The sequence below is a fragment of the Limnobacter humi genome, from assembly GCF_024518835.1.
GTDB lineage: Bacteria > Pseudomonadota > Gammaproteobacteria > Burkholderiales > Burkholderiaceae_B > Limnobacter > Limnobacter humi.
Genome location: NZ_JANIGO010000003.1, coordinates 319,812 through 345,479 on the forward strand (window position 1 = coordinate 319,812; position 25,668 = coordinate 345,479).

Annotated in this window: 24 protein-coding genes; 13 read left to right on the top strand and 11 right to left on the bottom strand. The window is 57.2% G+C overall.

Annotated elements, in window-relative coordinates:
- The first annotated feature begins 1 nt into the window (after position 1).
- Positions 2–229, top strand: coding sequence for a hypothetical protein (locus NQT62_RS10835; RefSeq protein ID WP_256764718.1), 228 nt, complete (start codon positions 2–4; stop codon positions 227–229).
- Here NQT62_RS10835 and NQT62_RS10840 read toward each other — a convergent pair whose 3' ends face one another.
- Positions 230–1,855 (bottom strand): methyl-accepting chemotaxis protein, encoded by a 1,626-nt coding sequence (locus NQT62_RS10840; RefSeq protein ID WP_256764719.1) that lies wholly within the window; start codon positions 1,853–1,855, stop codon positions 230–232.
- A gap of 225 nt (positions 1,856–2,080) precedes the next feature.
- On the opposite strand from NQT62_RS10840, the gene NQT62_RS10845 reads away from it, so the two are divergent.
- Positions 2,081–4,933, top strand: coding sequence for a valine--tRNA ligase (locus NQT62_RS10845; RefSeq protein ID WP_256764720.1), 2,853 nt, complete (start codon positions 2,081–2,083; stop codon positions 4,931–4,933).
- A 12-nt stretch (positions 4,934–4,945) separates the two neighbouring features.
- On the opposite strand, the gene NQT62_RS10850 is transcribed toward NQT62_RS10845, so the two are convergent.
- The 6 genes from NQT62_RS10850 to NQT62_RS10875 are packed head-to-tail and all read right to left on the bottom strand — an operon-like array spanning position 4,946 to position 10,414.
- On the bottom strand, positions 4,946–5,416 hold the full coding sequence (locus NQT62_RS10850) for a BLUF domain-containing protein (protein WP_256764721.1): 471 nt from the start codon (positions 5,414–5,416) through the stop codon (positions 4,946–4,948).
- A gap of 41 nt (positions 5,417–5,457) precedes the next feature.
- On the bottom strand, positions 5,458–6,150 hold the full coding sequence (locus NQT62_RS10855; RefSeq protein WP_256764722.1) for a PIN domain-containing protein: 693 nt from the start codon (positions 6,148–6,150) through the stop codon (positions 5,458–5,460).
- 15 nt (positions 6,151–6,165) lie between these two features.
- Positions 6,166–6,393 carry a sulfurtransferase TusA family protein gene (locus NQT62_RS10860; RefSeq protein ID WP_256764723.1) on the bottom strand — a complete coding sequence of 76 codons (228 nt, stop codon included), beginning with the start codon at positions 6,391–6,393 and terminating at the stop codon, positions 6,166–6,168.
- A 28-nt stretch (positions 6,394–6,421) separates the two neighbouring features.
- Positions 6,422–6,937, bottom strand: coding sequence for an NUDIX domain-containing protein (locus tag NQT62_RS10865; protein WP_256764724.1), 516 nt, complete (start codon positions 6,935–6,937; stop codon positions 6,422–6,424).
- Positions 6,938–6,991: 54 nt separating this feature from the next.
- A complete protein-coding gene (alaS, locus tag NQT62_RS10870; RefSeq protein WP_256764725.1) occupies positions 6,992–9,631 on the bottom strand; it encodes an alanine--tRNA ligase in 2,640 nt (879 codons plus the stop codon).
- Between the two features lie 54 nt (positions 9,632–9,685).
- On the bottom strand, positions 9,686–10,414 hold the full coding sequence (locus NQT62_RS10875) for a glycerophosphodiester phosphodiesterase (protein ID WP_256764726.1): 729 nt from the start codon (positions 10,412–10,414) through the stop codon (positions 9,686–9,688).
- Between the two features lie 73 nt (positions 10,415–10,487).
- On the opposite strand from NQT62_RS10875, the gene NQT62_RS10880 reads away from it, so the two are divergent.
- The 7 genes from NQT62_RS10880 (at position 10,488) to NQT62_RS10910 (ending at position 15,910) form a co-directional block, all read left to right on the top strand.
- Positions 10,488–10,820 carry an EthD family reductase gene (locus NQT62_RS10880; protein ID WP_256764727.1) on the top strand — a complete coding sequence of 111 codons (333 nt, stop codon included), beginning with the start codon at positions 10,488–10,490 and terminating at the stop codon, positions 10,818–10,820.
- 127 nt (positions 10,821–10,947) lie between these two features.
- Positions 10,948–11,424 (top strand): DUF6795 domain-containing protein, encoded by a 477-nt coding sequence (locus tag NQT62_RS10885; protein WP_256764728.1) that lies wholly within the window; start codon positions 10,948–10,950, stop codon positions 11,422–11,424.
- A 121-nt stretch (positions 11,425–11,545) separates the two neighbouring features.
- Positions 11,546–12,055 (top strand): DUF6795 domain-containing protein, encoded by a 510-nt coding sequence (locus NQT62_RS10890; RefSeq protein ID WP_256764729.1) that lies wholly within the window; start codon positions 11,546–11,548, stop codon positions 12,053–12,055.
- 42 nt (positions 12,056–12,097) lie between these two features.
- Positions 12,098–13,006, top strand: a complete 909-nt coding sequence (locus NQT62_RS10895) for a dienelactone hydrolase family protein (RefSeq protein WP_256764730.1) — start codon at positions 12,098–12,100, stop codon at positions 13,004–13,006.
- A 114-nt stretch (positions 13,007–13,120) separates the two neighbouring features.
- Complete coding sequence (locus tag NQT62_RS10900) at positions 13,121–13,984, top strand: NAD(P)-dependent oxidoreductase (protein ID WP_256764731.1); 864 nt, start codon at positions 13,121–13,123, stop codon at positions 13,982–13,984.
- A 13-nt stretch (positions 13,985–13,997) separates the two neighbouring features.
- Positions 13,998–14,930, top strand: coding sequence for a DMT family transporter (locus NQT62_RS10905; protein ID WP_256764732.1), 933 nt, complete (start codon positions 13,998–14,000; stop codon positions 14,928–14,930).
- A complete protein-coding gene (locus tag NQT62_RS10910; protein WP_256764733.1) occupies positions 14,927–15,910 on the top strand; it encodes a quinone oxidoreductase family protein in 984 nt (327 codons plus the stop codon). The genes NQT62_RS10905 and NQT62_RS10910 overlap by 4 nt, the downstream gene beginning before the upstream one ends.
- A gap of 8 nt (positions 15,911–15,918) precedes the next feature.
- On the opposite strand, the gene NQT62_RS10915 is transcribed toward NQT62_RS10910, so the two are convergent.
- On the bottom strand, positions 15,919–16,758 hold the full coding sequence (locus NQT62_RS10915) for an HDOD domain-containing protein (protein ID WP_256764734.1): 840 nt from the start codon (positions 16,756–16,758) through the stop codon (positions 15,919–15,921).
- Between the two features lie 257 nt (positions 16,759–17,015).
- On the opposite strand from NQT62_RS10915, the gene NQT62_RS10920 reads away from it, so the two are divergent.
- From NQT62_RS10920 to NQT62_RS10935, 4 genes are read left to right on the top strand one after another with little or no spacing between them, the layout of a single operon-like run.
- Complete coding sequence (locus NQT62_RS10920; RefSeq protein WP_256764735.1) at positions 17,016–19,250, top strand: amidohydrolase family protein; 2,235 nt, start codon at positions 17,016–17,018, stop codon at positions 19,248–19,250.
- The gene (locus tag NQT62_RS10925) at positions 19,247–19,648 is read left to right on the top strand and encodes a hypothetical protein (protein WP_256764736.1); all 402 of its coding nucleotides are present in this window, start codon (positions 19,247–19,249) and stop codon (positions 19,646–19,648) included. The genes NQT62_RS10920 and NQT62_RS10925 overlap by 4 nt, the downstream gene beginning before the upstream one ends.
- 16 nt (positions 19,649–19,664) lie before the next feature.
- Positions 19,665–21,116, top strand: a complete 1,452-nt coding sequence (locus tag NQT62_RS10930; RefSeq protein WP_256764737.1) for a hypothetical protein — start codon at positions 19,665–19,667, stop codon at positions 21,114–21,116.
- Between the two features lie 22 nt (positions 21,117–21,138).
- Complete coding sequence (locus tag NQT62_RS10935) at positions 21,139–21,894, top strand: sulfite exporter TauE/SafE family protein (RefSeq protein WP_256764738.1); 756 nt, start codon at positions 21,139–21,141, stop codon at positions 21,892–21,894.
- Here NQT62_RS10935 and NQT62_RS10940 read toward each other — a convergent pair.
- From NQT62_RS10940 to NQT62_RS10950, 3 genes are read right to left on the bottom strand one after another with little or no spacing between them, the layout of a single operon-like run.
- Positions 21,853–22,215, bottom strand: a complete 363-nt coding sequence (locus tag NQT62_RS10940) for a phage holin family protein (RefSeq protein WP_256764739.1) — start codon at positions 22,213–22,215, stop codon at positions 21,853–21,855. The two genes, NQT62_RS10935 and NQT62_RS10940, sit on opposite strands and share 42 nt — an antisense overlap.
- 3 nt (positions 22,216–22,218) lie before the next feature.
- Positions 22,219–24,531 (bottom strand): response regulator, encoded by a 2,313-nt coding sequence (locus NQT62_RS10945; RefSeq protein WP_256764740.1) that lies wholly within the window; start codon positions 24,529–24,531, stop codon positions 22,219–22,221.
- Positions 24,532–24,563: 32 nt separating this feature from the next.
- On the bottom strand, positions 24,564–25,538 hold the full coding sequence (locus NQT62_RS10950) for an ABC transporter substrate-binding protein (RefSeq protein ID WP_256764741.1): 975 nt from the start codon (positions 25,536–25,538) through the stop codon (positions 24,564–24,566).
- Between the last annotated feature and the right edge of the window lie 130 nt (positions 25,539–25,668).

Sequence of the window (25,668 nt, forward strand, 5' to 3'; positions counted from 1 at the left end):
CATGGGAGAGCAGTTTGACGGCGGCCCACCGTTGTTGACCGAAGTCATTGAAAGCGGCCTTCAAGAAATAGAGCAGAGCACCGGCGTTCGGCTCGGTGCCCTGTCTGACCCGCAGATTGAAATTTTGCGGGCCCAATTGCCAGAATTATTTGAGCGGGCCTTGCTGCGAATCAAGCCCCAATTGATGGCGGAGTTTGAAAAAATCGTACTCAATGCCTTGGGCAAATAATCAAACCGTGAATTGACCCACCGACCGTTGCAACTCGCCGGCGAGTTGCGAAATCCGGCTCGAGCGGTCCTTGTTCAGGGAAATGGCCGCGGTATTTTCCTCCGTCATTTGGGCAACACGCTCCACGTTCCGGCTGATTTCCACACTGACATTGCTTTGCTCTTTCATCGACACGGAGATGGCCGCGATGGCATCGCTGACGCGGTCGGCATCGGACTTGATCTGGGCAATCGCGCTGGACACGGTGTCGGCTTGGGCAATACCCTGCTCCACCAGTTCGACAGAAGACTCCATGGAGTTTGATGCGTCACGGGTGATGCTCTGGATCTGATTGACCATGCCGGAGATTCGGTCTGTGGATCCTTTGGTTTGCTCGGCCAGCTTGCGTACTTCGTCGGCCACCACCGCAAAACCACGACCACTTTCGCCAGCCCGAGCGGCTTCAATGGCTGCGTTCAAGGCCAGCAAGTTGGTTTTCTCAGCAATTTCAGTGATGGTGGACACAATTTCGGAAATTTCGCTGGATTGCTGTTCCATGGAGCGAACAGCCTGCGCACTGGTTTGTACCGAATTGGCGATTTGCCGAATGTTGTTCACCACCTGCCCCAGGGTTTGCATGCCACCGTCGGCTGAGCGCTTGGCTTGCAAGGCTGTTTGCGATGCTTCGCCCGAGTTTTCTGTGATTTGTCCAATGCTGACGGTCAACTCCTCCACCGCGGCAGCCATGGAAGCTGTTGCATCGGCCTGTTCGGTGGCTGCGCGGGCCATTTCATCCGACGCACCCAGCACCTCGTTGGAGCTGCCGGTGATATCCACTGCTGAGCTTCGAATTTCACCGATCAGATTTTGCAGATTGTTCTGGGCTTTGCTCAGATCAGCCAACAAGCGGTCGATTTCATCGTCACCCTGGATCTGGAAACGTGAATTGAGCTTACCTTCGGCCAGGGCCTGCAGAACCCCTGAGGCGATGCCCACCTTGTGTTTGAAAAAGCGGGCAATCACAAAGTTCAAACCCAAACCCACCACCAAGGCGAAAATGGTAATGCCGGCCGCAATCCAGATGGACTGTTCGTACGTGGATTGGGCAGCCTCTTTGCGCAGGCCCAAGAGACGAACCTCTTCCTTTTCAACGTCGGCCAACACAGCGCGCATCGCATCCATTTTGGGTTTGCTGGGGCGTGATTTCAATTCCGCATCAAACTGGGCCTGGGTGATGGTGCCCGCAATCTGCTGACGCTTGACAGCAATCATCGGCTCAATCACCTCACTCATCCAGCGGCCATACTCGGCCGAAAACTCTTTTAGTTTTGCAGTAACCAATGGGTTGTGCCCAGTCAGTTTTTCGGCCTTCTCCAAATAGGCTTGCACCTGGACTTTGCCATCCTGGTAGGGCTGGAGATAACTTTCATCGCCACGCAACAAAAAACCGCGTTCACCGGTTTCAATGTTGAAGAGGTTTTCACGCACACCACCCACAGACTCAATCACCACATGGGTGAATTCATTTTGCGCGTTGGCCTCCATGATGGAGTGGCTGTTGTAGATGCCCAGCACGCCCATGAGGGTGCCCAGCATGATGACTGTGACGAGACTGGCGCTGAATTTGGCGCTGATGGACTTGAGCATGTTGACCCCGCGAGCATGGACATGAAATGACAATGATCGGATTGTGACCCTTTGGAGGGACCTCCAATTTGGGGAAAAGACAATGTTTCACGCTTCAGATTACAGGCTTAAACATTTAGTCAAGGTCAGGCATCGGGGTCGACAGGCCAGCACGCGACTGAGCGCATCAGCCCGGTATAATCAGGCCCCATCCAATTGATTTGTCTGCATGACGCAGTGCTAACCATGACTGAACTCGCCAAAAGTTTTGACCCCGCCGCCATCGAAGCCTGCTGGGGCCCTGAATGGGAGAACCGTGGACTGGCCAAGTCCACCACAGACGATGGCAAGCCAGACTTCTGCATCCAACTGCCACCACCCAATGTGACCGGCACGCTGCACATGGGCCATGCGTTTAACCAGACCATCATGGATGGCCTGACCCGCTATCACCGCATGAAGGGTTACAACACCCTGTGGCAACCGGGCACCGACCATGCCGGGATTGCCACGCAGATTGTGGTGGAACGCCAATTGGCCGCACAGAACATTACCCGACATGACCTGGGCCGTGAACAGTTTGTCGAAAAGGTGTGGGAGTGGAAGGAAAAATCCGGCGGCACGATTGCCCAGCAGATGCGGCGCATGGGTGCCAGTGTGGACTGGAGTCGAGAATACTTCACCATGGACGGCACCTGCTCCAAAGCAGTGACCGAGGTATTTGTCCGCTTGTACGAACAGGGCCTGATTTACAGGGGCCAACGTTTGGTGAACTGGGACCCCGTGCTCAATACCGCCGTGTCGGACCTGGAAGTGGAGAGCGTGGAGACTGAAGGCAGCTTGTGGGAAATCCATTATCCACTGGTGGAGGCGGACCCGGTCAAGGGCCTGACCCACCTGACCGTGGCCACCACCCGCCCCGAAACCATGCTGGGCGACACTGCGGTCATGGTGCACCCCGAGGACGAACGCTACCAGCACCTGATTGGCAAAAAGGTTACCTTGCCACTGTGCAACCGCGAATTGCCGATCATCGCCGATGAATACGTGGACAAGGCATTTGGCACGGGCGTGGTCAAAGTGACCCCGGCGCACGACTTCAATGACTACGCGGTGGGCCAGCGCCATGGCTTGCCGATGATCAACATCCTGACACTGGATGCAAAGGTGAATGAAAACGGACCGCCCGCTTACCAAGGTCTGGATCGTTTTGTGGCCCGTGCAAAAATTGTGGAAGACCTGCAAGCGCAAGGCCTGATGGGGCATGTTAAAAAACACACGCTCATGGTGCCCAAAGGCGACCGAACCAAAGCCGTGATTGAACCCATGTTGACCGACCAATGGTTTGTGGCCATGAGCAAGGTGGGCGAGAACGACCCCACTGGCAAAAGCATCACCCAAAAAGCCATGGATGCAGTGGCCAGCGGTGAAGTGAAGTTTGTGCCCGAGCAGTGGGTGAACACATACAACCAGTGGCTGAACAACATTCAGGACTGGTGTATTTCCCGCCAACTGTGGTGGGGGCATCAAATTCCTGCATGGTATGGCGACAACGGTCAGATTTTCGTGGGCCGCACAGAAGCAGAAGCCCAGGCTCAGGCCACCCGAGCAGGCTATACCGGTCGCTTGAGGCGGGATGAAGATGTACTAGACACCTGGTTCAGCTCAGCCCTGGTGCCCTTCTCCACCTTGGGTTGGCCCGAGCAAACACCGGAATTGAAGCACTTCATGCCCTCATCGGTGCTGGTCACCGGTTTTGACATCATTTTCTTCTGGGTTGCCCGGATGATCATGATGACGACGCACTTCACCGGCCAAGTGCCCTTCAAGACCGTGTACGTACACGGGTTGGTTCGGGATGCTGAAGGCAAAAAAATGAGCAAGTCAGTGGGCAATACGCTGGACCCGGTGGATTTGATCGATGGCTGCAGCCTTGAAACCTTGTTGGAAAAACGCACCACCGGCTTGAGCAAACCCCAAGACGCCCCCAAGATTGAAAAACGCACCCGCAAAGAGTTTCCAGACGGCATTCCCGCCTACGGTGCCGATGCGCTGCGCTTCACCTTCGCCAGCCTGGCCACCCTGGGACGCAACATCAACTTCGACCAGAAGCGCTGTGACGGTTATCGCAATTTCTGCAACAAGCTGTGGAATGCCACCCGCTTTGTGCTGATGAACACCGAGGGCCAGGACTGCGGACTGAGCGACCATGATGCCGACGCCTGCACCCCAGGCGGCTATTTGGACTTTTCCCAGGTAGACCGCTGGATTACCAGCCAGTTGCAACGGGTAGAAGCCGATGTGGCAACAGCTTTTGAAACCTATCGCTTCGACCTGATTGCACAACACATTTACCAATTTGTGTGGGACGAATACTGCGATTGGTACCTGGAAATTGCCAAGGTGCAAATCGCCAACGGCTCTCCCGCCCAGCAGCGGGCCACACGCCGCACCCTGGTGCGCGTGTTGGAGACCATTCTGCGACTGGCACACCCCATCATTCCGTTCATCACGGAGGAACTGTGGCAAACGGTGAGTGTGGTGGCTGGCCGCCGTGAGGCCGGTCAACCAGCCAGCCTGATGAATCAAGCCTACCCACAGTGCGTGCCATCGCGCATTGACGAGCAGGCTGAAGCCCATGTGGCCGCATTGAAGGCGGCAGTGGATGCCGTGCGTGCACTGCGCGGCGACATGGGTCTGAGCCCCGCCGACAAAGTACCCCTGTTTGCCAGTTTTGAAGGCGATGCCGCCCAGGAAACCTTCCTGAACCAGATTGCCGGTGCACTCATGGCATTGGGCAAAATCAGTGCTGTGAACGTGGTGCGCTCATTGCCCGAAGGATCGCCCGCGCCAGTCCAAATCGTGGGTGGCGTGAAGCTGATGCTGCATGTGGAAATTGACGTGGACGCCGAGCGCAAGCGACTGGCCAAAGAAATCGACAAACTGACGATTGAGATCGCCAAGTGCCAAGGCAAGCTGGGTAACCAAGCGTTTGTTGCCAAAGCGCCGCAGGCTGTGGTGGATCAGGAAAATGCCCGACTGAAAGACTTTGCAGAACTGAAAGGCAAATTGGAAGAGCAGATGGCCAAACTGGGCTGACCGCGAACCGGCTCAGCCCCCGTGGTCAGAGAGCAAAGCCCTCCGCTGGGGGGCTTTTTCCATTTCTGCTTTCACCTGGCCGTATTCCATCACCACATTCAACACGCCAGCCCCCAAGGACTGCCAAGACCGGTGAAGCTGGGCATCCAGGTAATCAAACGCTGTTTTGGCTTCCGATGCGGGTCGATTGGGCCCCAAATGAATGCCCTGCATGCCCCAGCCTGTGAAAAGCCGATCAGCCACCGGGCCAAAGCAATGAATCTGAATGTCTCGATGGCGACTGTCTTGGGTGATGGGCTTGAACACCTCGGTGATTTGGGCGTGATCACCCTCCAGACACTGCAGAAACTCCTGGCCGTTGAACAACAGAATCCCCGACAGGCCCAAGCGTTGGTTCCTGGAGGATGCCTGCTCACACAGGCGCTCAAAATCCTCCGGATTTAAAGGTACCGCCTGCGTTGACGTGTACACCAGCCTGTGCATGTGTCGTGTCTTTTGGTGAAAATTTGAATGTATGTTACGCGTCATTGACCCAAAAGACGCCCACCCGTTTTGGGGAAACCACTGTTGAATCGCTGAAGACACCGGGCTGTTCGGTGCAACCGGTTGCGATCCAGAAAATCAAGCCACTGCGCAGGGGTTTCCGGGGCAGGACGCCCCTGCTGCCGGTGGGGACTCGGCTCATGAACCGGTAACTGCTGCAGAATAACCGCCAGTCGCCCCAGGCTTGCCTGCAACAGATCCAGCAGCAGGGAGGGCTCTGGACAGATATCCAACAGCACCTCGTCTGGCGTGTACCGCACCACCCCCAACTTCAACAGGTTCTTTCGGGGAAAATCACGAATATTCCAGGTGACCACAGCCACTGGCTGCGCCAGACGGTGTTTCAAATGCAAGGCCGCTGCAGCAACATGGCGGTCCTTCTCGTCCACGCATTTCACATCGGCCACGCAGGCGGTGTAATCATCCGTCAACACCTGTGCCGACATGACGGTTGGCAGAGCGGCACGATGGGCAATGCCGTCGGCTTCGGACAGGCGCTGAAGCCTGACCAGATTGCGGAAGCATTCATTTTCAATGACGGGCGTCCAATGGAGCGTTGCCCCATGTCGCTGGGCCAACTCCAGCAGCAGCGCACGGCACCAGTCTGAAAACAGAACATTGGCGTCCAGCACCCAGTGTTTGGGCAGTGCGGGTTTGGCCAGCAGGACGCTCAATGACAACCTTGGGGATTAGCGACGTTTCATGAAAAACACAAAAGTGCCAGCTTGCTCCTGCTGATCAAGCAGCTCATTGCCAGTCTGTTTGGCAAACATGGCAAAGTCGCGCACGGCACCCGGATCGGTGGCCAGCACCTTCAACACCTGACCGCTTTGCATATCGGCCAAGGCTTTTTTGGTGCGAAGAATGGGCAGTGGGCAATTCAGGCCACTGGCATCAATTTCACGGTCTGCATTCATGGGACACTCCTGCAATTCAGTTCGGTGTTCAAAATTCAAGCCACTGGACTTCCAGACCACGGGCCTGCATCCAATGCGCCATGGCCAAGCCGGTACCCATGCGCCAAGGCCGCAGTTTGGCAGGCTCAATCAACTTGTAAGCCACCAACTCTTCCGACAGGCTGACTTCACCCTCGGCCTTCACGTGGTAAGCCATGATGACCTCATTTTTCCGTTGAAAAGGGTAGACACCGATGAGGCTTGTTTCCACGGCATCCAGATTCGTTTCTTCTTTCAACTCCCGGGCCACACCTTCTTCGGGCGACTCGTTGCGTTCCAGAAAGCCGGTGATCAGCGCGTAAAATTCTGCCGGCCAACCCGCATTGCGCGCCAGCAGGATTTTCCCTTGGTACTCCACCAAAGCAGCCACCACTGGCACCGGGTTACCCCACTGTACAAAGCCGCAGGGCTCAGCGGTGCACACCATGCGCGGTGCCCCACCATGGTCGCGCTGCTCAAGCGGCTGCGCGCACTGAGGGCAAAACCGGTATTGAAGTGTGCTCATGGTGCATACCGCCTAAGGGGTTTGAGGTCGAGTGAAGAAAACGTGGGGTCCGCCTTAAACCTTGGACTTGACCCAATCCACCACGCCGGCCAACGCTGCGGGCAGATTCTCGGGCTGTGTGCCACCCGCCTGGGCCATGTCGGGGCGACCACCGCCCTTGCCACCCACCTGCTGGGCCACAAAGTTCACGAGGTCGCCAGCCTTGACTTTGGCGGAGGCGTCTTTGCTGACCGAGGCAATGAGGCTGACCTTGCCATCGGCCACGGTGGCCAGCACCAAAGCCGCATTGCCCAGCTTGTCGCGCAGCTTGTCGGCAGTTTCGCGCAGTTGCTTCACATCAGCACCTTCCAGCGCTGCAGCCAGCACCTGGATACCGGCCACGTCCACCGCCTGGCTGGCCAGGTCGTCGCCCTGGCTGGCCGCCAACTTGCTCTTCAAGCGGTCCAGTTCCTTTTCCAGGCTTTTCACCTGGTCCAGCATTTGGGCAATCTTGGCGGTGGCCTCAAAGGCTGGTACCCGCAGGCTTTGGGCAATGGCGTCCATTTGGGCCTGCGTGGCTTGGGCAAACGCCAGCGCACCCAAACCGGTGGTGGCCTCCACCCGGCGAATACCCGCGGCCACACCGCTTTCACTGGTGATCTTGAACAAACCAATGTCGCCAGTGCGCTGCACGTGCGTTCCACCGCAAAGCTCGCGGGATGAGCCAATGTCCAGCACCCGCACGGTGTCGCCGTACTTCTCGCCAAACAGCATCATCGCACCCGCGGCCTTGGCGCTTTCAATGTCCATCACGCGGGCACTGGCCTGTACGTTGGCCAGAATTTCATCATTCACCTTGCGCTCTACCGCTGCAATTTCCTCGGCGGTCATGGGGCTGTGGTGCGCAAAGTCGAAACGGGTTTTGTCGGCATCCACCAGCGAACCTTTCTGGCTGACGTGCTCGCCCAACACGTCGCGCAGGGCTTTGTGCATGAGGTGGGTGGCACTGTGGTTGCGTATGGTACGGCCACGCTTGTACTGGTCCACTTGCGCGCCAACAGCATCGCCGACTTTCAGTTCGCCAGTCACCAACTCACCATGGTGGCCAAACACGCTGGCTTGAATTTTTTGGGTGTCTTCAACACGGAACAGGTTGAGGCAGGCTGCACCGCTGGAGATTTCACCTTGATCGCCCACCTGGCCACCGCTTTCAGCGTAGAACGGTGTTTGGTCCAACACAATCACGCCTTGCTGGCCCGCAGAAATACTGTCCACAGCGCTGCCATTCACATAGATGGCGGTGATGCGGGCGTTGGCCACATCCAGCTGCTCGTAGCCTTTGAACTCGGTGGGCACGCCACTGTAGGCCAAGTCAGCATCCATCTTGAACTTGCCAGCGGCGCGGGCCTGCTGTTTTTGCTTGTCCATGGCGGCATCAAATGCGGCTTCGTCCACGCTCATGTCGCGCTCGCGGCAAACGTCGGCAGTGAGGTCCAAGGGGAAGCCATAGGTGTCGTGCAGCTTGAAGGCGGTTTCACCGTCGAGCACACCATTCTTGGGCAACGCGCCCAAGGCTGCATCCAGAATGCTCATGCCGTTTTCAATGGTTTCAAAGAAGCGCTCTTCTTCGGCTTTCAGAATGTTTTGCACTTGCGCTGCCGATTTGGCCAACTCGGGATAGGCCTCGCCCATTTGCGCAACCAGGTCGGGCACCAGTGCGTTGAAGAATGGCTTGCGGCAACCCAGCTTGTAGCCATGGCGAATGGCGCGGCGAACAATGCGGCGCAGCACATAGCCGCGGCCTTCATTGCCGGGAATAACCCCATCCACCACCAAAAAGGAACAGGCGCGAATGTGGTCAGCAATGACCTTCAGGCTGTTGTTGTTCAGTTCAACAGCATTGCCTTGCGCATTCACTTCACGGGCTGCACCAGCAATTAGCGCCTGGAACAGGTCGATTTCATAGTTGCTGTGCACATGCTGCAACACCGCCGCAATGCGTTCCAGGCCCATGCCGGTGTCGACACAGGGCTTGGGCAGCGGGTGCAGCACGCCGTCGGCGGTGCGCTCAAACTGCATGAACACCAGGTTCCAGATTTCGATGTACCGGTCGCCATCTTCCTCGGGGCTTCCGGGTGGGCCACCCCACACCTCGGGGCCGTGGTCGTAGAAAATTTCGGTACAGGGGCCGCAAGGGCCGGTGTCGGCCATTTGCCAGAAGTTGTCAGATGCGTAGCGGGCACCCTTGTTGTCGCCAATGCGGATGATGCGTTCAGCCGGCACACCCACCTGCTTGTTCCAGATGTTGTAGGCCTCGTCATCCTCGTGGTACACGGTGACATACAGGCGTTCAGCGGGCAGCTTGTACACGCTGGTCAACAATTCCCACGCGTATTGGATGGCGTTTTCCTTGAAGTAGTCGCCGAAGCTGAAATTGCCCAGCATTTCAAAGAAGGTGTGGTGGCGCGCGGTGTAGCCCACGTTCTCCAGGTCGTTGTGTTTGCCACCGGCACGCACCGAGCGCTGGCTGGACGTGGCCCGCGTGTAGGGGCGTTTGTCCTTGCCGGTGAATACGTCTTTGAACTGCACCATGCCGCTGTTGGTGAACAACAGGGTGGGGTCATTGCCGGGCACCAGCGAACTGGAGGGCACAATGGTATGGCCCTTGGAGGCAAAAAAGTTCAGAAACTTGTCGCGAATCTCAGCGGCTTTCATTGGGTACAAACCTGGGAAAATGGTTGAATAGGCAGTGATTATACGGGGCGCGGCTTAAAAAGAGTGCCTGCCAAACGCCATTCGATCTGTGAAGGCGCCATCCACACCCAGCGCCGCCAAGGTCCGCAAAGTGTCCTCATCATTCACCGTGTAAACCCGCACCTGCCGACCTGAGGTGTGAATGCGGCGTACCACCGTGGCATCCACTGCCGACCAATGCAAGTGCACGGCCTGGGCACCCAGCGCATCGGCATGCAACACCCAATCATCCGGAAATGCCTCGTAGAGAACCGCCAAGGTCAAACCCTGCAAGGGCAACAAGCTGGCATGGTAGAAACTGGAAAACAGCCAGTGTTGGCGGATGTGGGCTTGTTGCTCCAGCGTGCAGGCTTCCACCTGTTGCCGCACCACCTGCCCCAACTGGCGGGCATTGGCCGGGTCGGTGGCTTTTAGCTCCACATTGGCGGAAATGTTGTGTTGCAAACACCAGTCCAAGACCTCCACCAAACGGGGAACCGGTTCGCCCGCCACGCTGTAGTGGCGCAAGTCGCTGGCCCGCAAGCTGTCGAACCGGGTGACGGAGTCGGTGCCGGCCAAGGCCGGGTCGACCGACTGCGCACAACGGCCCATCACCCAGTCGTGGTGAACAAAAGCATGGCCATCGGCCGTGAGCATCACGTCAAATTCGACCGCATCAAAACCGTTGTCCAGTGCGGTTTGAAAACCTTTGAGCGTGTTTTCGAGTGCGCCTTTTCCACTGCCGCGGTGTGCCCACAATTTCATGCGATATCCTGTGATGGCCAAAACAGCAGTGTACAAATTCTGCGGCAGAAAATTAACCTGAAGGAGAACGAGGATGAGCAGCAAAGGAATTAAGGTGAGCGTGATGTACCCCAACAAGGCCGGTGCACGGTTTGACCACGAGTATTACAAAAACACCCACATGCCCTTGGTGAAAAGCAAAATGGGCGATGCGCTGCGCTACTACACGGTGGACCGTGGACTGGCCGGCGGCACGCCCGGCGAGGCACCCACCTACGTGGCCATGTGCCATTTGTTTTGCGATTCGGTGGAAAGCTTTCAGGCGGCATTCGGCCCCCATGCACAAACCATTCTGGCCGACATCCCCAACTACACCGACCTGCAACCCGTGTTGCAGATCAGCGAAGTGGTGGTGGGCAAGCCTTGATGATGTGAATGGCCGGGGGGCTACGCCCCCTTCCTTGTGCATCACTCTGCGGAGCGACGAATTGCCACGGCTGCGGGTTTGGACGACATTGTTAAATGGACCAAACCCCCAAAGGCCATCCAATTCCATGCGCTATTTACGCCGCCGCTGCATCGGCTTGTTGTTGGCCCTCAACCCACTTTTGTTCTCCTGCGCCATGGCCACCGAGAAAGTACTTTTGTGGCCTGAAATTCAAGGCCAGATCCTGAATGCCGGCAAACCTGTTCCCGAGCTTGAACTGACCCAAACTCTTTTCTGGAACTACGAAGAATCCAAAGCCCCCCCGCGCGTGGTCACCTTGAAAACCGATACGGACGGGCGGTTTGTTTTCCCAAAAATTACGGGGGAAATCAGTACGGGGTTGTTGACGCAGTTATTACATCAACCGGGTATTGGTTTGGGAATCGATACCCAATTTGATGGACGGGATATCCGCGTTTTAGCCTCTCTAAGAACCTCCTATGGAAAATCGGCAACAAGCTTTTTAAATTGTGACCTTAAAAACTTGGAGCTTTTTGATGGACGTTGGTCTGCCATCTGTGATCTGAAGAAGCTGAACCCATGAAGGCCCTTACTCCCTCGCTACAGGGCTACCAACCAAAGCCACTCTGACCATCGCTGTTATCACGAATTAGTGACCATGAACGCTGGCCGATTGAGTAACCATTCAAAGGTCACACATCCACATGTATCTTCCCTGCCGCTTTATCGGTCTCTTGTTGGTTTTCACCCCTCTTTTATTCTCCTGTTCCATGGCTACTGCGAAAGTTCTTTTATGGCCCGAGATTCAGGGTCAAATCCTGAATGCTGGCAAACCTGTTGCTGGGCTTAAACTGACCCAAACTCTTTTCTGGAACTACGAAGAATCCAAAGCCCCCCCGCGCGTGGTCACTTTGAAAACCGATACGGACGGGCGGTTTGTTTTCCCCAAAATTTCCGGGGAAATCAGTACGGGGTTTATGACACGGTTGTTATATCAGCCGGGGATCGTCATGGAAATCAAGACTACCCATGCTGGCAAGCCATACAGCGTGAATATTTCATCATCTCTAAGCCATTTTGGCGAATCAGAACCGCCGGAGCAGCTGGAATGTGATTTACAAAGGTCCGAGCTATTTGAAGGGGTTTATTTGGTTGAATGCACCAGGAATACAATCCCTGCAATGACCTTTACACCCACCCCGGCTTCGCCCTAGACTGTGGCCTCTTACCCACAGCTGGAAGCATCGGAGGCTGTCATGCAGCAAACCCCCAACCCACACAACACCCCAACCATTCCGCAAGCGGCGTTTGACTGGTACGACGACTATGCCCATGGTCGAATCGACCGGCGCACCTTCATGACACGACTGGCCACACTGGCTGCTGCTGGCTTTGCATTGAACACCTTGACGGCCGCCCTGCTGCCTGACTATGCACAGGCAGAGCAGGTCAACTTCAACGACCCGGCCATCAAAGCCGGTTACGTGGAGTTTGACTCGCCACAAGGCCACGGCAAAGGGCGGGGTTACCTGGTGGCCCCTTCCAAGCTGGGCAACGGCAAAGCACCGGCTGTGCTGGTGGTGCACGAAAACCGGGGGCTCAACCCCTACATTGAAGATGTGGCAAGACGATTGGCCAAAGCAGGTTACCTGGCGTTTGCACCCGATGCCCTGTTCCCGGTGGGCGGCTACCCCGGCAACGATGACAAAGGCCGCGAACTGCAGGCCAGCCTGGTGCCTGAGAAAATAGAACAGGATTTTGTAGCCGCTGCCCGGTTTTTGAAAGCCCATGCCAACAGCAGCGGCAAACTGGGCGTGGTGGGCTTTTGTTTTGGGGGTTACATCTGCAACTTCTTGGCGGCCACGCACCCAGAACTGCTGTCGGCCACCGTGCCGTATTACGGTACACCGGCCAAAGGTGAGCTGCCCAAGCAGGTCAAAGGCCCACTGTTGCTGCATTTTGGCGAACTCGACAAACGGGTGAACGACACCTGGTCTGCCTACGAAGCCACCTTAAAAGCTGGGCAGGTGCCTTACACAGCGCACATTTATCCCAACACCAACCATGGTTTCCACAACGACTCCACCGCCCGGTACGACCGGGAAGCCGCGGAACTGTCGTGGAACCGGACATTGGCTTTCTTCAGCCAACACCTGGGCAACTGAGGCGCCAGCGCCGCCCGCATTAGGGATTTCAGGGGGCGAACTTTTGCCAGCCTTGGGCTACAGTAATCGTCCACATAGGCGTTTGGTTCAACCCCCTTACAAGGCTGAAAGAACATGGGATTGAAAGTTGCATTTTTGGGTTTGGGTGTCATGGGCTACCCCATGGCGGGGCACTTGGCCAAGGCAGGCCACACCGTCACGGTGTACAACCGCACAGTGAGCAAGGCCCAGCAATGGGTTGCAGAGCACGGCGGCAAGCTGGCCCACACACCGATCAAAGCCGCCGAGGGGCAAGACCTGGTGTTTGCCTGCGTGGGCAATGACGATGATCTTCGCCAGGTGTGTACCGGCATCGATGGCGCATTTCACGCCATGCAGCCGGGTGCTGTGTTTATTGACCACACCACCGCCAGTGCCAAAATTGCCCGTGAACTGCACGAGCAGGCGGAAAGTTCCGGGTTTGGTTTTCTGGATGCCCCGGTGTCGGGTGGACAGGCCGGCGCTCAAAACGGCCAATTGACCGTGATGTGTGGTGGCAACGAAGTGGACTTTGAAAAAGCCAAACCCGTGATTGCCCATTTCGCCAAGGCCGTGACTTTGATGGGCGAGTCTGGCAGTGGTCAGTTGACCAAAATGATGAACCAGATCTGCATCGGTGGGCTGGTGCAAGCCTTGTCCGAAGCCTTGAAGTTCGGCATGAATGCCGGGCTGGACGTCAACAAAGCGCTGGACGTGATCAGCAAAGGCGCCGCCCAAAGCTGGCAGATGGAAAACCGGGGCCGCACCATGGTGAAAGACGAATTCAATTTCGGGTTTGCTGTGGACTGGATGCGCAAGGATTTTTCGCTGGTGCTGGAAGAAGCACGGCGCAATGGCTCCCAATTGCCGGTGACGGCGCTGGTCGACCAGTTTTATGCCGAAGTGCAAGCCATGGGCGGCGGCCGTTGGGACACCTCCAGCCTGATCAAACGACTTTAAACACACCATTACCTTGAGTAACACCCGAGCGCTGCTGGAGCGCTCGCCAACCGCTTGGGGCGTGGGCCTCGCATTGGCGGGTGCCGTTTGTTTTTCAGCCAAGGCCATTGTGGTCAAGCTGGCCTACGCGCACGGGGTGGACGCTTCCACCCTGCTGGCCATGCGCATGTTGCTGTCGCTACCGCTGTTTTTGGGGGCCTTGGTGTACACCAGCCTGAAAAGCCACAACAGCGAACGACTGACCCTGCGGGACTACGGACTGATTGCCGTCACAGGTTTGCTGGGGTACTACCTGGCGAGCCTGTTCGATTTCATGGGTTTGCAGTACATCACGGCTGGCCTGGAACGGCTGATTTTATTCACCTACCCATCGCTGGTGTTGCTCATGGGTTGCGCCATTCGCCAACAATGGCCACAACCCTGGCAACTGGGTTGTATGGGTTTGGCCTACGTGGGCCTGATGGTGGTGTACGGCCATGAAACCGTGCTCACCGGTGGCAACACCGCACTGGGTTCCATCCTGGTGTTTTTGTCATCCATCAGCTATGCCTCGTACCTGATTTTGGGCGAGCGTTTGCTCAAACGGCTGGGCACCATCCGCGTCACCGCCCTGGCCACTTTGGTGTCAGCAGCGGCCATCCTGGTGCAAATCAACATTCAGCAACCCATGTCGGTCATTTGGCAGCAACCGGCTGCAGTGTGGGGCTGGTCGGTGGTCAATGCAGTGTTGTGTACCTTTGTGCCGGTGTTTGCGGTCATGACGGCCATCAGTCTGATTGGTGCACCGCGCGTGTCGCAACTGGGCATGGTCGGGCCCATCGCCACCATGGTGTTGGGCACCGTCATTCTCAACGAACCATTCACGATTTGGCATGCCGTGGGCACCGCACTGGTGCTGGCTGGCGTGGCCCTGTTAACACTCAAGAAGCACAAGGAGTCCGCATGAATACCTCCGTTCAAACCGTTCGAATCCACCGAACCGGTGGCCCTGACGTATTGCAGATGGATACGCTGGAACTGGGCCCGCCGCAAGCTGGCGAAGTGCAGGTGGAGCACAAGGCGATTGGCCTGAATTTTATCGAAGTGTACTGGCGCACCGGCTTGTACCCTCTGCCCTTGCCCAGCAGCCTGGGCACCGAGGCGGCTGGGGTGATTACCGCCGTGGGGCCAGGCGTGACCGGCTTTCAGGTGGGCGACCGGGTGGCGTATGCATCCGGCCCGGTGGGTGCGTACAGCACGCGGCGCAACATGCCCGCACAGCCGCTGGTGAAACTGCCCGACGGCATTGGCTTTGACACCGCAGCGGCCATCATGTTGAAAGGCTTGACTGCGCAGTACCTGCTGCGCCGGGTGTATCCAGTCAAAGCGGGCGACACCATTCTTTTCCATGCTGCAGCGGGCGGTGTGGGTTTGTTGGCGTGTCAGTGGGCCAAGGCACTGGGTGCCCGGGTGATTGGTACAGTCTCCACCCGCGCCAAGGCTGAATTGGCCTTGGCCAATGGCTGCGACGAGGTGATCGTGACCTCGGAAGACAACACCGTGGAGCGCGTGAAAGCCCTGACCAGTGGCAAAGGCGTGCCGGTGGTGTATGACAGCGTGGGCAAAGACACCTTTGTGACGTCGCTAGACTGCCTGAAACCCCGCGGCATGATGGTGAGTTTCGGCAATGCCAGTGGGGCTGTAGACCCTGTGCCCCTGGGCTGGTTGGCCCAACGGGGCTCGCTGGTGCTCACTCGCCCCACCCTGGCCAGCTTCACGGCGGATTCAGCCGAGCTGCAGGAAAGCGCCGATGAATTGTTTGATGTCGTGATGCGTGGCGTGGTGAAGGTTCACATCAACCAGCGCATGCCGCTGGCCGATGTGGGCCGTGCTCACGAACTGCTCACCAGCCGTCAAACCACCGGGTGCACAGTGCTGCTGCCGTGACAGATCGGTCAGACGCCGGAATCGTTGTTGCCGTAGCCCACCATCAGCATCAGGTTGTTGTATTTCAACTGCACATCCCGTTCAAAACGGGGAAGGTTGGTGCTTTTGAGTTCAAACAGGGTGCGGTGCTCCGGTGACAGCGCCTGGAACGTCACCTCGGGTGGGTCCTCACGGTGGCGGTGCAGAACATGGGCACATTTCAGGATCTCGGTCATCCAGGCGGCGGGCTGAAAAGGCCCGTCCACATATTGCTGTGCCACAGCATGCACCATAACTGGCGGCAGCTTCCAGACGGCCAGCATCTCACCGCCCATTTGCCCATGGTCGACGCCAAACAGTTCCCGCTCCACCTGGGCCAGCTTGTCTTCATCCTCTTCCCAGTTGAACAGCACTTGGTAAGCATCCCCTTCCTGCCCGAGCAGGATCAACATCCCGATGTTGTGAAACAAACCCGTGGACATGGCCAGTGCGGGACTTAGCGCACACCGGTTGGCCAGCGTGTATGCGGCGCACCCCATCCACAGGGCCTGGCCCCAGAATCGCTCCAGATTCACTTCATTCCAGGGCGGAAACTGGGTAATGCCCCGCAGCATTTCTGCCTGTATATAGCCCCGCACACTGGCCAGACCGATCACCACCAGGGAGTCTTCGATGTTGCTGATTTGACCGCTCACGCCATAAAACGGGGAATTGGCCACCCGCAGCAATTTGGCGCTCAACACGGGGTCAAGCTGAATGGATCGGGCGAGCTCATGCATGCCCACCTGGTCATCCATGACTTTGGCCAGCAAATGGCTGGATTGACCGAGCAAAATCGGCAGTCGGGACTGTTCACACAAATACGTCATGACATGACCTCATACACCTTAGCCGCACAGTGTAGACCGCCCCCGCGCCAACAGATCCAAGGAGCAGGGAGGGTATACAGGCCCTTTACCCATGTTCAATCGGCTTGAGCGACCCATACTTGAGCCCGACGCAGTCTGCTTCTGTCAAAGTTCTGACAAAGCCGGGGTTTTGCTGACAAGCCAGCGAATCTGCTCCAGCGTTCGGGAAGTAACAGTTGTTACACATTCAAGGCCACCCCGACGTCGAGTAGAGAGACATGCGCACACAACCCCACCAATCTGATCGTGCAGCCAGGTGCCTGAGCGCCCTGGGCCTTCTGGCCGCAGTCACCCTACTGGGTGCCTGCAATTCCGATTCTGGCTCGCTGGCTGGTGGTGGCAACAATGGCACACCCACGTCACCCAGCGAAGTGGTGGTCAAACCCACCGCGTTCAACATCGCCAACCAGTGCCATGCCCTGCAGTCGGTGGCCAGCGGAAAATTTGTGTCAGTCACCACCGGCGGCACCTACGCGGTGGATCAAACCCTGCTGTCCAAAGCAGCGCCGTTGTATCTCAAACCCTCGGCTTTGGGCAAATACATGCTGTTCAACGCCAATCAGCAGCTCATGCAAGGTGTGGGTAACACCGCAGGAACCCCGGTGACCAGTACCACGGCCTATTCCGACAGCATCGAATGGTCGGTGCTGGACGATGAGCGAGGTCGAGATGGTTTCTCACTCACCAACACCGGAACCCAAATGAAGTTGGCACTGCTGGACAGCAGCAGCACATTGGGGTCTGTCGAGAAGGCAGCCACAGGGAGCAACACCCTGTTCCGCTTTGTGCCCACCCAAGGTTGTGCCGACTTCCCCGAGATTTCCACCAATACCACCGGGGACACATTCACTGGCGCTGGTGAAAACCAAGCACTGCGAGGATTTGCCGATGTGCACAACCACATCACCGCGACCACGTTCTTGGGCGGTGCCCACCATGGCAGACCGTTTCACCGGTTCGGCGTGACCCAGGCGCTGGATAACTGCCAAACCGATCATGGTCCGGACGGCCGCCTGGACCTGGTGGAAAACCTCTTCAAGGTACAGCCGCAAGCGACCCACGACACAGTGGGCTGGCCCACCTTCAACGACTGGCCGGCGGCCGACTCGCTCACCCACGAGGGCCTCTACTACAAATGGCTGGAACGGGCCTGGAAAGCAGGTTTGCGAATATTCGTGACCAACCTGGTGGAAAACGAAACCTTGTGTAATCTGGTTCGCAACACCAAAGGCAAACCCACGCAAAACTGCAATGAAATGGACAGTGCCGTGTCGCAAATTGCTTTTGCACGTGACTTGGAAAGCTATGTGGATGCCCAATACGGCGGCAACGGCAAAGGTTGGTTCCGCATTGTGACTACACCGGCAGAGGCCCGCAAAGTGGTCAATGAAGGCAAATTGGCAGTGGTGCTGGGCATTGAGATTTCACACCTGTTCAATTGCGGCGTGAAGCTGGGGCAAGCCCAATGCGACCAGGCTGAAATTGACCGGCAACTGGACCGCCTGTACAACTTGGGTGTACGGCAGATGTTCCCGATTCATGAGTTTGACAACGCCTTTGGCGGCAACGGCATTTTTGACGGATTGGTGCTCAACGGCGGTAACTTTCTGGACACCGGCGCTTTCTGGACCACCTACGATTGCCCGGGTGGCGACAATAACTACAAGGACTACATTTTGCGCCAGCCTGGTGCGGTCATGACGTCCGTGCCTGGTCTGGGTAACGACCCGCTGAGCTCGGCGGTGATTGCCAACAACCCCGGCCTGCCCGTGTATCCATCGGCCGAAAACCGCCGCCAATGCAACAAACGCGGCCTGACCGAGCTTGGCAAATACGCCTTCAAGCGACTCATGGAGCGCGGCATCATCATCGAAGTGGATCACCTGGAACTGTCCATCAAAGGCGATTTGATTGATTTGGCCGAACGCCAGGTGCCAGCCTACCCCTTGGTGTCCACCCACGGTGCGCATGGCGGCATTACCCGTGAACAGGCCCGCCGCATGATTGCCGCTGGCGGTTTGGTCTACCCTTACCAGGGCAATGCCCAGGCCTGGACACAGGACTTCAAACTGATCAGCAGCCTGAAAAGCCCCAAATACGATTTTGCGGTGGGCTATGGTGCCGACACAAATGGCCTGGGTGCCCAAGCCGGTCCACGCGGTGCAGATCGCCCACCCGTCAAGTATCCGTTCACACTCTTCTCGGGCAAGGACTGGGACGGTGTGTTCAACAAATCCGTCAGCCCGGTCAAATTTGACCAACAAAAAAGTGGTGAACGAATTTACGATGCCAACGCAGAAGGCCAAGCCCACTATGGCTTGAAGGCGGACTGGGTGGAAGAAGTTCGACTGGAAGGCGGCAACGAGGCATTGAAAGCCTTGTACAACTCGGCCGAGGTGTATATTCAAATGTGGGAACGTACCCAGGCCAAACGCAGCAAAATCAATCCATGAACAAACGCGCTCTTGTTTACCTGGCCTTGGTCAGCGCCGTGCTGGCCCGGGCTTTTTTGTATATCCAGTCGCTGCAAACCCCGGCACCTGCGCCCGCCAGCGCCCGCAATGCCCCCACCGGTGAGTCGGCGCAGGCACTGCCGCAACTTACAGTGCTCAGTGGCAAGCTGACGTCAGAACCCATCCGATTCACCACCACCGTGGGCGGTAAAGCCGAGTTTTTGGTGTTTACCGACCAGGCCGATGAATTGCACGTGCACGGCATTGATCAAACCATCCCATTGCCAGCCGGCCAAACCACGCGCGTGAGCATTCCAGTGAAGGACAGCGGTGCATTCGAAATGGAGTTGCACCATGCCGAGGCCATTTTGGGCGTGATTGAGTCCTACCCCAAATAACAGGGTTGCCTTGCCCATGAACAAGGCCCTTCGTCTAGCCTTTATCCTACTCAGTGCCAGTTCGCCAAGCGTGTGCATGGCCCATGGCTTTGGTCAGATATTTGCCTTGCCCATGCCATTCTGGATGGTTGCATGGGCCAGCGCTGCGGTGCTGTTGATCACCTTTGTGTTGCTAGCCCTGTCCAAACCAACCCAACACGCGCCAACCACCTGTACCGCAAAAAGCCGACCCAACACCCAACACCGGCGTTGGTTTATTCGATGGGCTCAAACCGTGAGCCTGGTCGTGTTTTTTTTGGCATTGTATGCAGGCTTTGCGGGCACACAAAACCGAAACAATAACCTGGCCATGACCTACTTCTGGATACTGTGGCTACTGGCCGGTGTGTACGCCATGGGATTGCTGGGTGGGTTCACTGGCGATTGGTTCCAACACGTTCACCCATACCGCTTGCTGTTTGGGGGTTTGAAAACGAAGCGCCTGCCCTATCCAGCCTGGTTATCGCATTGGCCAGCCGTGTTGGGGCTGGTGGGCATGGCCTGGCTGGAATTGTTCGGCCACACCCGGCCCAACGACGTGGCCTGGATGCTCAGCCTCTATGGGGCGTATGTGCTGCTGGGCTGCTGGTTATGGGGTAGCACCGAATTTTTTGCCAAGGTCGATTGGTTCAGTGTGTATTTTGACTGGCTACACCGTTTGGGCGTGTCGGTACGCCAGCACATTCAGTCCGGTGTTCGAGCAATATCAGCCACCCCCAGCCTGCAGCATGCAGCACCCAGCATGGCCAGTGTGGTGTTTGTGCTGGGCCTGTTTGCCACCACTGCTTTTGACGGTTTGAAGGACACGCAGTGGTGGTTGACCACCGTGTGGCCCTGGTTTGTGGACGCTGCCGCACCATGGATTGGGTACTCGTCAGCCGCACTGAAGGCCAACCCCATGCAGGCCAGTGCCCTGCTGGGTGGCGCTTTTGGCGTGTTTGAGCAGGCAACACTCTTACTCAGTCCATTGGCACTGGGTGCCGTGTTTTGTGCAACGCTGCATTGGGGTTTGCGCTGGGGGCGCGCACCACTCTCACTGGCCCAGGGTGTGTTGCTGTTCGGCCCTGCCCTGATGCCGATTGTCCTGGCCTACAGCCTCTCCCACTATTTCACACTCATCCTGACGCAAGGTGTGCAAATGGTTCACTTGTTGTCCGACCCGGTGGGCCGTGGCTGGAACCTGTTAGGCACCCGCAACCTGTGGCGTTCGCCCATTCTACTGAACGCGCAACTGGTGTGGTGGATCCAGCTCGGCATGATCATGGCGGGTCATGTGCTGTCAGCCGTGCTGGCTCACCACCAGGCTTTTGCGCACTGCCCAACCCGCCGGCAAGCCAATCTGAGTCAACTGCCCGTGCTGGGGCTCATGGTGGCATTGACGGTGTTGGGCTTGTGGATACTGTCCCAACCCCTTCAACTGGGTCGTTGATGAACACTGTCGAGCGCATGCCATGAGCCTGTTAATCCTGTTGAGCCTCGCTGCATTTTTTACTTCCAGCGTGACCGCCACGCTGGGCATTGGTGGTGGCGTTATTCTGCTGGCCATCATGGCGCAGTTGCTGCCACCATCGGTTCTCATTCCCCTGCACGGTGCAGCGCAATTTCTGTCCAACATCAACCGGGTGTGGGTGCAGCATCGGCACATCAACTGGGCCTACATCAAACCATTCACCGTGGGTGCCATTCTCGGTACAGGGGTGGTCACACCGGTGGCGCTGTGGGTGCCGCAGGGCTGGGGTATGGTGGTGCTGGGCATTTTCATTCTGGTGGCCACCTGGCGCGCGCAATGGCTCAAATTGCAAGCCTGGCACCCGGCTGCGTCTGGCGGCATCACCACGGGCTTGAGCATGGTGCTGGGTGCCACCGGCCCCCTGGTCATGAGCGTATTGCCCAAGCAATGGCAGCGCATGACCGTGGTGGGCACCCATGGCATGGCCATGACCATTCAGCATGGCCTGAAGCTCATCGCGTTCTCAAGTCTGAACGTGGAATTGTGGAACCACTGGGACTTGCTGCTGGGGCTGACCTTGGCAACCCTGGCTGGCAACCGCGTGGGCGCCAGGTTATTGGGCCATTTGCCCGAGCGACATTTCAAAACGGCGCTGGACTGGACCCTTACCCTGTTGGCACTGCGGTTGGTGTGGCAAGGCCTTGCGCTGTTGGACTTACAAGCGCTCGATTTTCACGTCGGGCTTGAACACCAGTGAATTGAGGAAGGTTGCAAACACCGAATATAACAAAGCGGCCAGCACCGCCCACCAAAACCCGTCCACCCGAAAACCGCTGAGCACCGAGCCCACCCAGTAGAACATGAGCCCATTGAGCAAAAAATAAAACAGCCCCAGGGTGAGCACCGTGAGCGGCAACGTCAAAATGGTCAACACAGGCTTGACCACAGTGTTGACCAATCCCAAAATCAGCGCAGCCCACAACGCAGACGTAAAACCATTCACATGCACCCCGGGCAACAGGTAGGCCACCGCCATCAGTGCCAGTGCGTACAACACCCAACTCAACAGCAATTTCATGGTTCATGTCTCCTTGGAGGCGAGGTTTGACGGATTCTTTCCGTGCAATAGTTTGGCCAGTGTGCTCAAGAGTTCATCCGGCTGCAAGGGTTTGGGCAGCACTGCGTCCATGCCGGCCTGCAGCGCACGGCGCTCGTCCTGAGGCTCCACTTCACCGGTTAAGCCAATGATGGGCAAACGCGCGTTGAACGACAGGGTCCGGATGTGTTCGGTGGCCTCCAAACCGTCCATCAAAGGCATCTGTACATCCATGATGACGGCATCAAACCCATGGTCTGGCAGTTTCAACAGGCTCACCGCTTCCAGTCCGTGGCGCGCACGAAGGGTTCGATAACCCCGGCCCTTCAATATCCCCTCGAGTACTTTCAAGTTCAATTCGCTGTCATCGACGATCAACACTCGAAGCCCCTGCCCTTGCTCAGCCAGCGAGAGGTCATCGGGCTCGATGGGTGCCGGACTCAGCAATTGCTGAAGTTGCAGCGGGGTGAGCGGCTTGACCACCACAGCCGTGACTGAATCATCCAGCTGCTGATCCAGCAAGTCGCGGGCATCACCGCCCTTGGCCAGCATCACGAACCGCACATCCCCCAGCGAACTGGACTGGACAACCCGAACCACCGACTCCCGAATGCCCTGATGGGCCTCGAAATCCACAATGATCAACAGTGTGCCCTCGGGAAACTGCGAGCGGATCAAGGGCAACTGGCTGGCCAGGCCAGACACATCGGCCACCACATGCAGGCTTCGGCCCAAACATCGGCTCACATTGCGAAGTGCTTGCACCTGCAGCTCACTTTGCGAAACCAGCACCACTGGCAATTGGCGTCGGGCCATGTCGTCCCTGGCCCGGCGGGGTGATGCCGCCGATGTCACAGAATCGGGCAAACGCAAGGGAACCTCCACCCAGAAACAGCTGCCTTCGCCCAGGCGACTGTCAAACCCAACGCGGCCGCCCATCAACTCTGCCAAACGTTTAACCAGGCTCAACCCAAGTCCGGAACCACCAAACTCGCGAGCCACCGACACAGCGGCTTGTGAGAATTTCTGAAACAGGTGCTGCTTGGCCTCTTCAGCCAAACCCACACCCGAATCATGCACAGCCATCCGGAGCTGTAAACCTTGGCCACGCACCTCCAACGCCTCCATGACCAGCCGCACAAAGCCCTGGTGCGTAAACTTCACAGCATTGCCCACCAGGTTCACCGCCATCTGCCGAATTCGAAGTTCATCACCCACCACCTGCAAGGGCAAATCCGGAGATGGGTCTATGATCAACTCCAGCGACTTGCCCGCTGCAGCGCCCGACATCAGCCCACCCAACTTGTCCAGCAAGTCCAGCACCGAAAACTCGCGTTCCTCCAAATCCATGCTGCCCGACTCAATCTTGGAAATGTCCAGCACATCGCTGACCAGATCGATCAGATTGCGGGAGGTCTTCTCCAGGCTTTCCAACAGCACCCGTTGGTTGACCGAGCTGGCCGTGTCTTTGAGCAGGTAGCTCAGGCCCACAATGCCGTTCAATGGTGTGCGGATTTCATGACTCATGGTCGATAAAAAATCGCTTTTCGCGCGACTGGCCAGCTGCGCTTTTTCTTCAGCATGTCGAAGCTCTTCATTTTGGCGAGCCAGGCTCTGCGCCATCTGGTTGACCGCCATCGCCACCTCGGCAATTTCATCCTGGCCAGACACCTCGCAAGTAGCACTGTGGTCGCCAGACCGAATGGCATTGGCGGCGGTTTGCAATGTCAGCAGGCTGTTGAGCACCCCCCAGCGCAGCAACACCACCAGCAACACGATGACCACGACAAAAAACCCAAGGCCCAGTGCAGTGATCAAAACCAGCGTTTGCAAGGCGCTGCGCTGCTGTTTGTTGACCTCGGTGGACAAGGCGTGCCCCATCTCCACAATCACCTGGGCTTCGGTCACCAAGCGGTCCACAATCAACTGCTCACGGCGAATCTGGAATGCCGCCGAGTTTTCGTCGGCGGATTGCGCGATCGCAATCAATTCATTGAAAATCGGTTTGATTTCTAGCACGCCCTGTTCAAAATCGTCCATGTCCTGACTGTGTTGCGGCGTGGTTTTCAGGCTGGACAACCGTGCTGTGAGCGCATCGTAGGTGGCATACCAGCTTTGCACGGCAGTGGGGGACTTGAACAACACATATTCCTGGGTCAAACCCAGCAGATTGGCCGACAGGCGCGTGATGTCCTGCGCATACTCGGCCTGATTCAAATCGCTGAATTGCTGGCGCAGAATCCAGACGTTGCCCACAATCATCAGCAACACGCAGACCAGGGTACTGACAATGGTCAAATTGATTTTGCTGGAGACCCGCATGCCACGTACTACCGCAGGGTAACGGCCTGGGGATCCACCTTGCGCAAAAAGGCTGGATTCACAAACTGAATGTAGTTGGGAATGGTCGTTCCGCGCGGCACATGCCCTTCACGAACAGCCCAGTTGGCCTGGCCATCCATGGTCCGCATCAGGGACTGGTTCAAACTCAGCTTGTACCGGTAGTCATCGAAAATTCGGCCCACCAAGTCCGGTGATATTTTTAAACGAACAGACAGGATTTTTTTGGCACGCTCGGGGTTGGCACTGATGAAGTCACTGGCATTCTGCAGCGACTTCACAATTCTTTCCATGGCCTCCGGACGACCATCCAGAATGGCCTTGGTGCCGATCAGGTTGAACGTCTCTGTGTACAAACGTGGAACCTTCACAATGCTGACCTCGTCAGCCAAATCTTGCGCCGCCTTGGACGCATAGGGCTCCAACACCACCACCGCATCCACCTGCCCACTGCGCAACAGGTCCTGTGTCTGGTCCGGATTCATTTCTTTCAGCACCACTTGCTGGGGGTTGATGCCGTGGTACAGCAGGATCAGATCGGTGAAATACTGACTGGCCGCTCCCTTGATGTAGGCAATCCGCTTGCCTTTGAGATCAGAAGCCAGCTTCACACCGGAATCCCGGCGAACCACCAGTTTTAAATCGTTGGATGTTGAAACAAACGAGGTGAGGATGGCGAAATCACGCCGCTTGAAACTGCTGAACACCACCGGTAACTCGGTGGCTGTGCAAAGGTCTGCAGCACCATCATGCATCATGGCCATGCAGCGCACACCACCCACACAAGGCAGCAATTCTACAGCCGCCGCATTTTGCTGGAAAAAGCCTTCTGCATCAGCAACGTACACTGGCAAGCTTAGAACCGTGTTGGAGACTGCAATTCGCACGGGCGGCTCGGCATGCAGCGAGACGCTAAATAACCAGCCGGCCAACCCGACCACAGTCAATCGAAAGAATTTCAGCATGGGATCATGCACGCACACTCAAGAATGCCCTCAGTGTACGTGATAACCACCCGCGTTGCCTGCTCCGCCACGGGTGTGTCGAAACAGGTGTTGCAAATCCATCAAAAAAAGTCAGGACCTGCCGTGGCGC

Bases quoted from the DNA above. Each gene is read 5' to 3' on its own strand.
- NQT62_RS10840 (WP_256764719.1), bottom strand. From the start codon at position 1,855: ATGCTCAAGTCCATCAGCGCCAAATTCAGCGCCAGTCTCGTCACAGTC.
- NQT62_RS10900 (WP_256764731.1), top strand. From the start codon at position 13,121: ATGGGATTGAAAGTTGCATTTTTGGGTTTGGGTGTCATGGGCTACCCC.
- NQT62_RS10920 (WP_256764735.1), top strand. From the start codon at position 17,016: ATGCGCACACAACCCCACCAATCTGATCGTGCAGCCAGGTGCCTGAGC.
- NQT62_RS10940 (WP_256764739.1), bottom strand. From the start codon at position 22,215: ATGAAATTGCTGTTGAGTTGGGTGTTGTACGCACTGGCACTGATGGCG.
- NQT62_RS10895 (WP_256764730.1), top strand. From the start codon at position 12,098: ATGCAGCAAACCCCCAACCCACACAACACCCCAACCATTCCGCAAGCG.
- NQT62_RS10875 (WP_256764726.1), bottom strand. From the start codon at position 10,414: ATGAAATTGTGGGCACACCGCGGCAGTGGAAAAGGCGCACTCGAAAAC.
- NQT62_RS10890 (WP_256764729.1), top strand. From the start codon at position 11,546: ATGTATCTTCCCTGCCGCTTTATCGGTCTCTTGTTGGTTTTCACCCCT.
- NQT62_RS10850 (WP_256764721.1), bottom strand. From the start codon at position 5,416: ATGCACAGGCTGGTGTACACGTCAACGCAGGCGGTACCTTTAAATCCG.
- NQT62_RS10880 (WP_256764727.1), top strand. From the start codon at position 10,488: ATGAGCAGCAAAGGAATTAAGGTGAGCGTGATGTACCCCAACAAGGCC.
- NQT62_RS10935 (WP_256764738.1), top strand. From the start codon at position 21,139: ATGAGCCTGTTAATCCTGTTGAGCCTCGCTGCATTTTTTACTTCCAGC.
- NQT62_RS10910 (WP_256764733.1), top strand. From the start codon at position 14,927: ATGAATACCTCCGTTCAAACCGTTCGAATCCACCGAACCGGTGGCCCT.
- NQT62_RS10845 (WP_256764720.1), top strand. From the start codon at position 2,081: ATGACTGAACTCGCCAAAAGTTTTGACCCCGCCGCCATCGAAGCCTGC.
- NQT62_RS10925 (WP_256764736.1), top strand. From the start codon at position 19,247: ATGAACAAACGCGCTCTTGTTTACCTGGCCTTGGTCAGCGCCGTGCTG.
- NQT62_RS10950 (WP_256764741.1), bottom strand. From the start codon at position 25,538: ATGCTGAAATTCTTTCGATTGACTGTGGTCGGGTTGGCCGGCTGGTTA.
- alaS (WP_256764725.1), bottom strand. From the start codon at position 9,631: ATGAAAGCCGCTGAGATTCGCGACAAGTTTCTGAACTTTTTTGCCTCC.
- NQT62_RS10915 (WP_256764734.1), bottom strand. From the start codon at position 16,758: ATGACGTATTTGTGTGAACAGTCCCGACTGCCGATTTTGCTCGGTCAA.
- NQT62_RS10865 (WP_256764724.1), bottom strand. From the start codon at position 6,937: ATGAGCACACTTCAATACCGGTTTTGCCCTCAGTGCGCGCAGCCGCTT.
- NQT62_RS10930 (WP_256764737.1), top strand. From the start codon at position 19,665: ATGAACAAGGCCCTTCGTCTAGCCTTTATCCTACTCAGTGCCAGTTCG.
- NQT62_RS10860 (WP_256764723.1), bottom strand. From the start codon at position 6,393: ATGAATGCAGACCGTGAAATTGATGCCAGTGGCCTGAATTGCCCACTG.
- NQT62_RS10885 (WP_256764728.1), top strand. From the start codon at position 10,948: ATGCGCTATTTACGCCGCCGCTGCATCGGCTTGTTGTTGGCCCTCAAC.
- NQT62_RS10835 (WP_256764718.1), top strand. From the start codon at position 2: ATGGGAGAGCAGTTTGACGGCGGCCCACCGTTGTTGACCGAAGTCATT.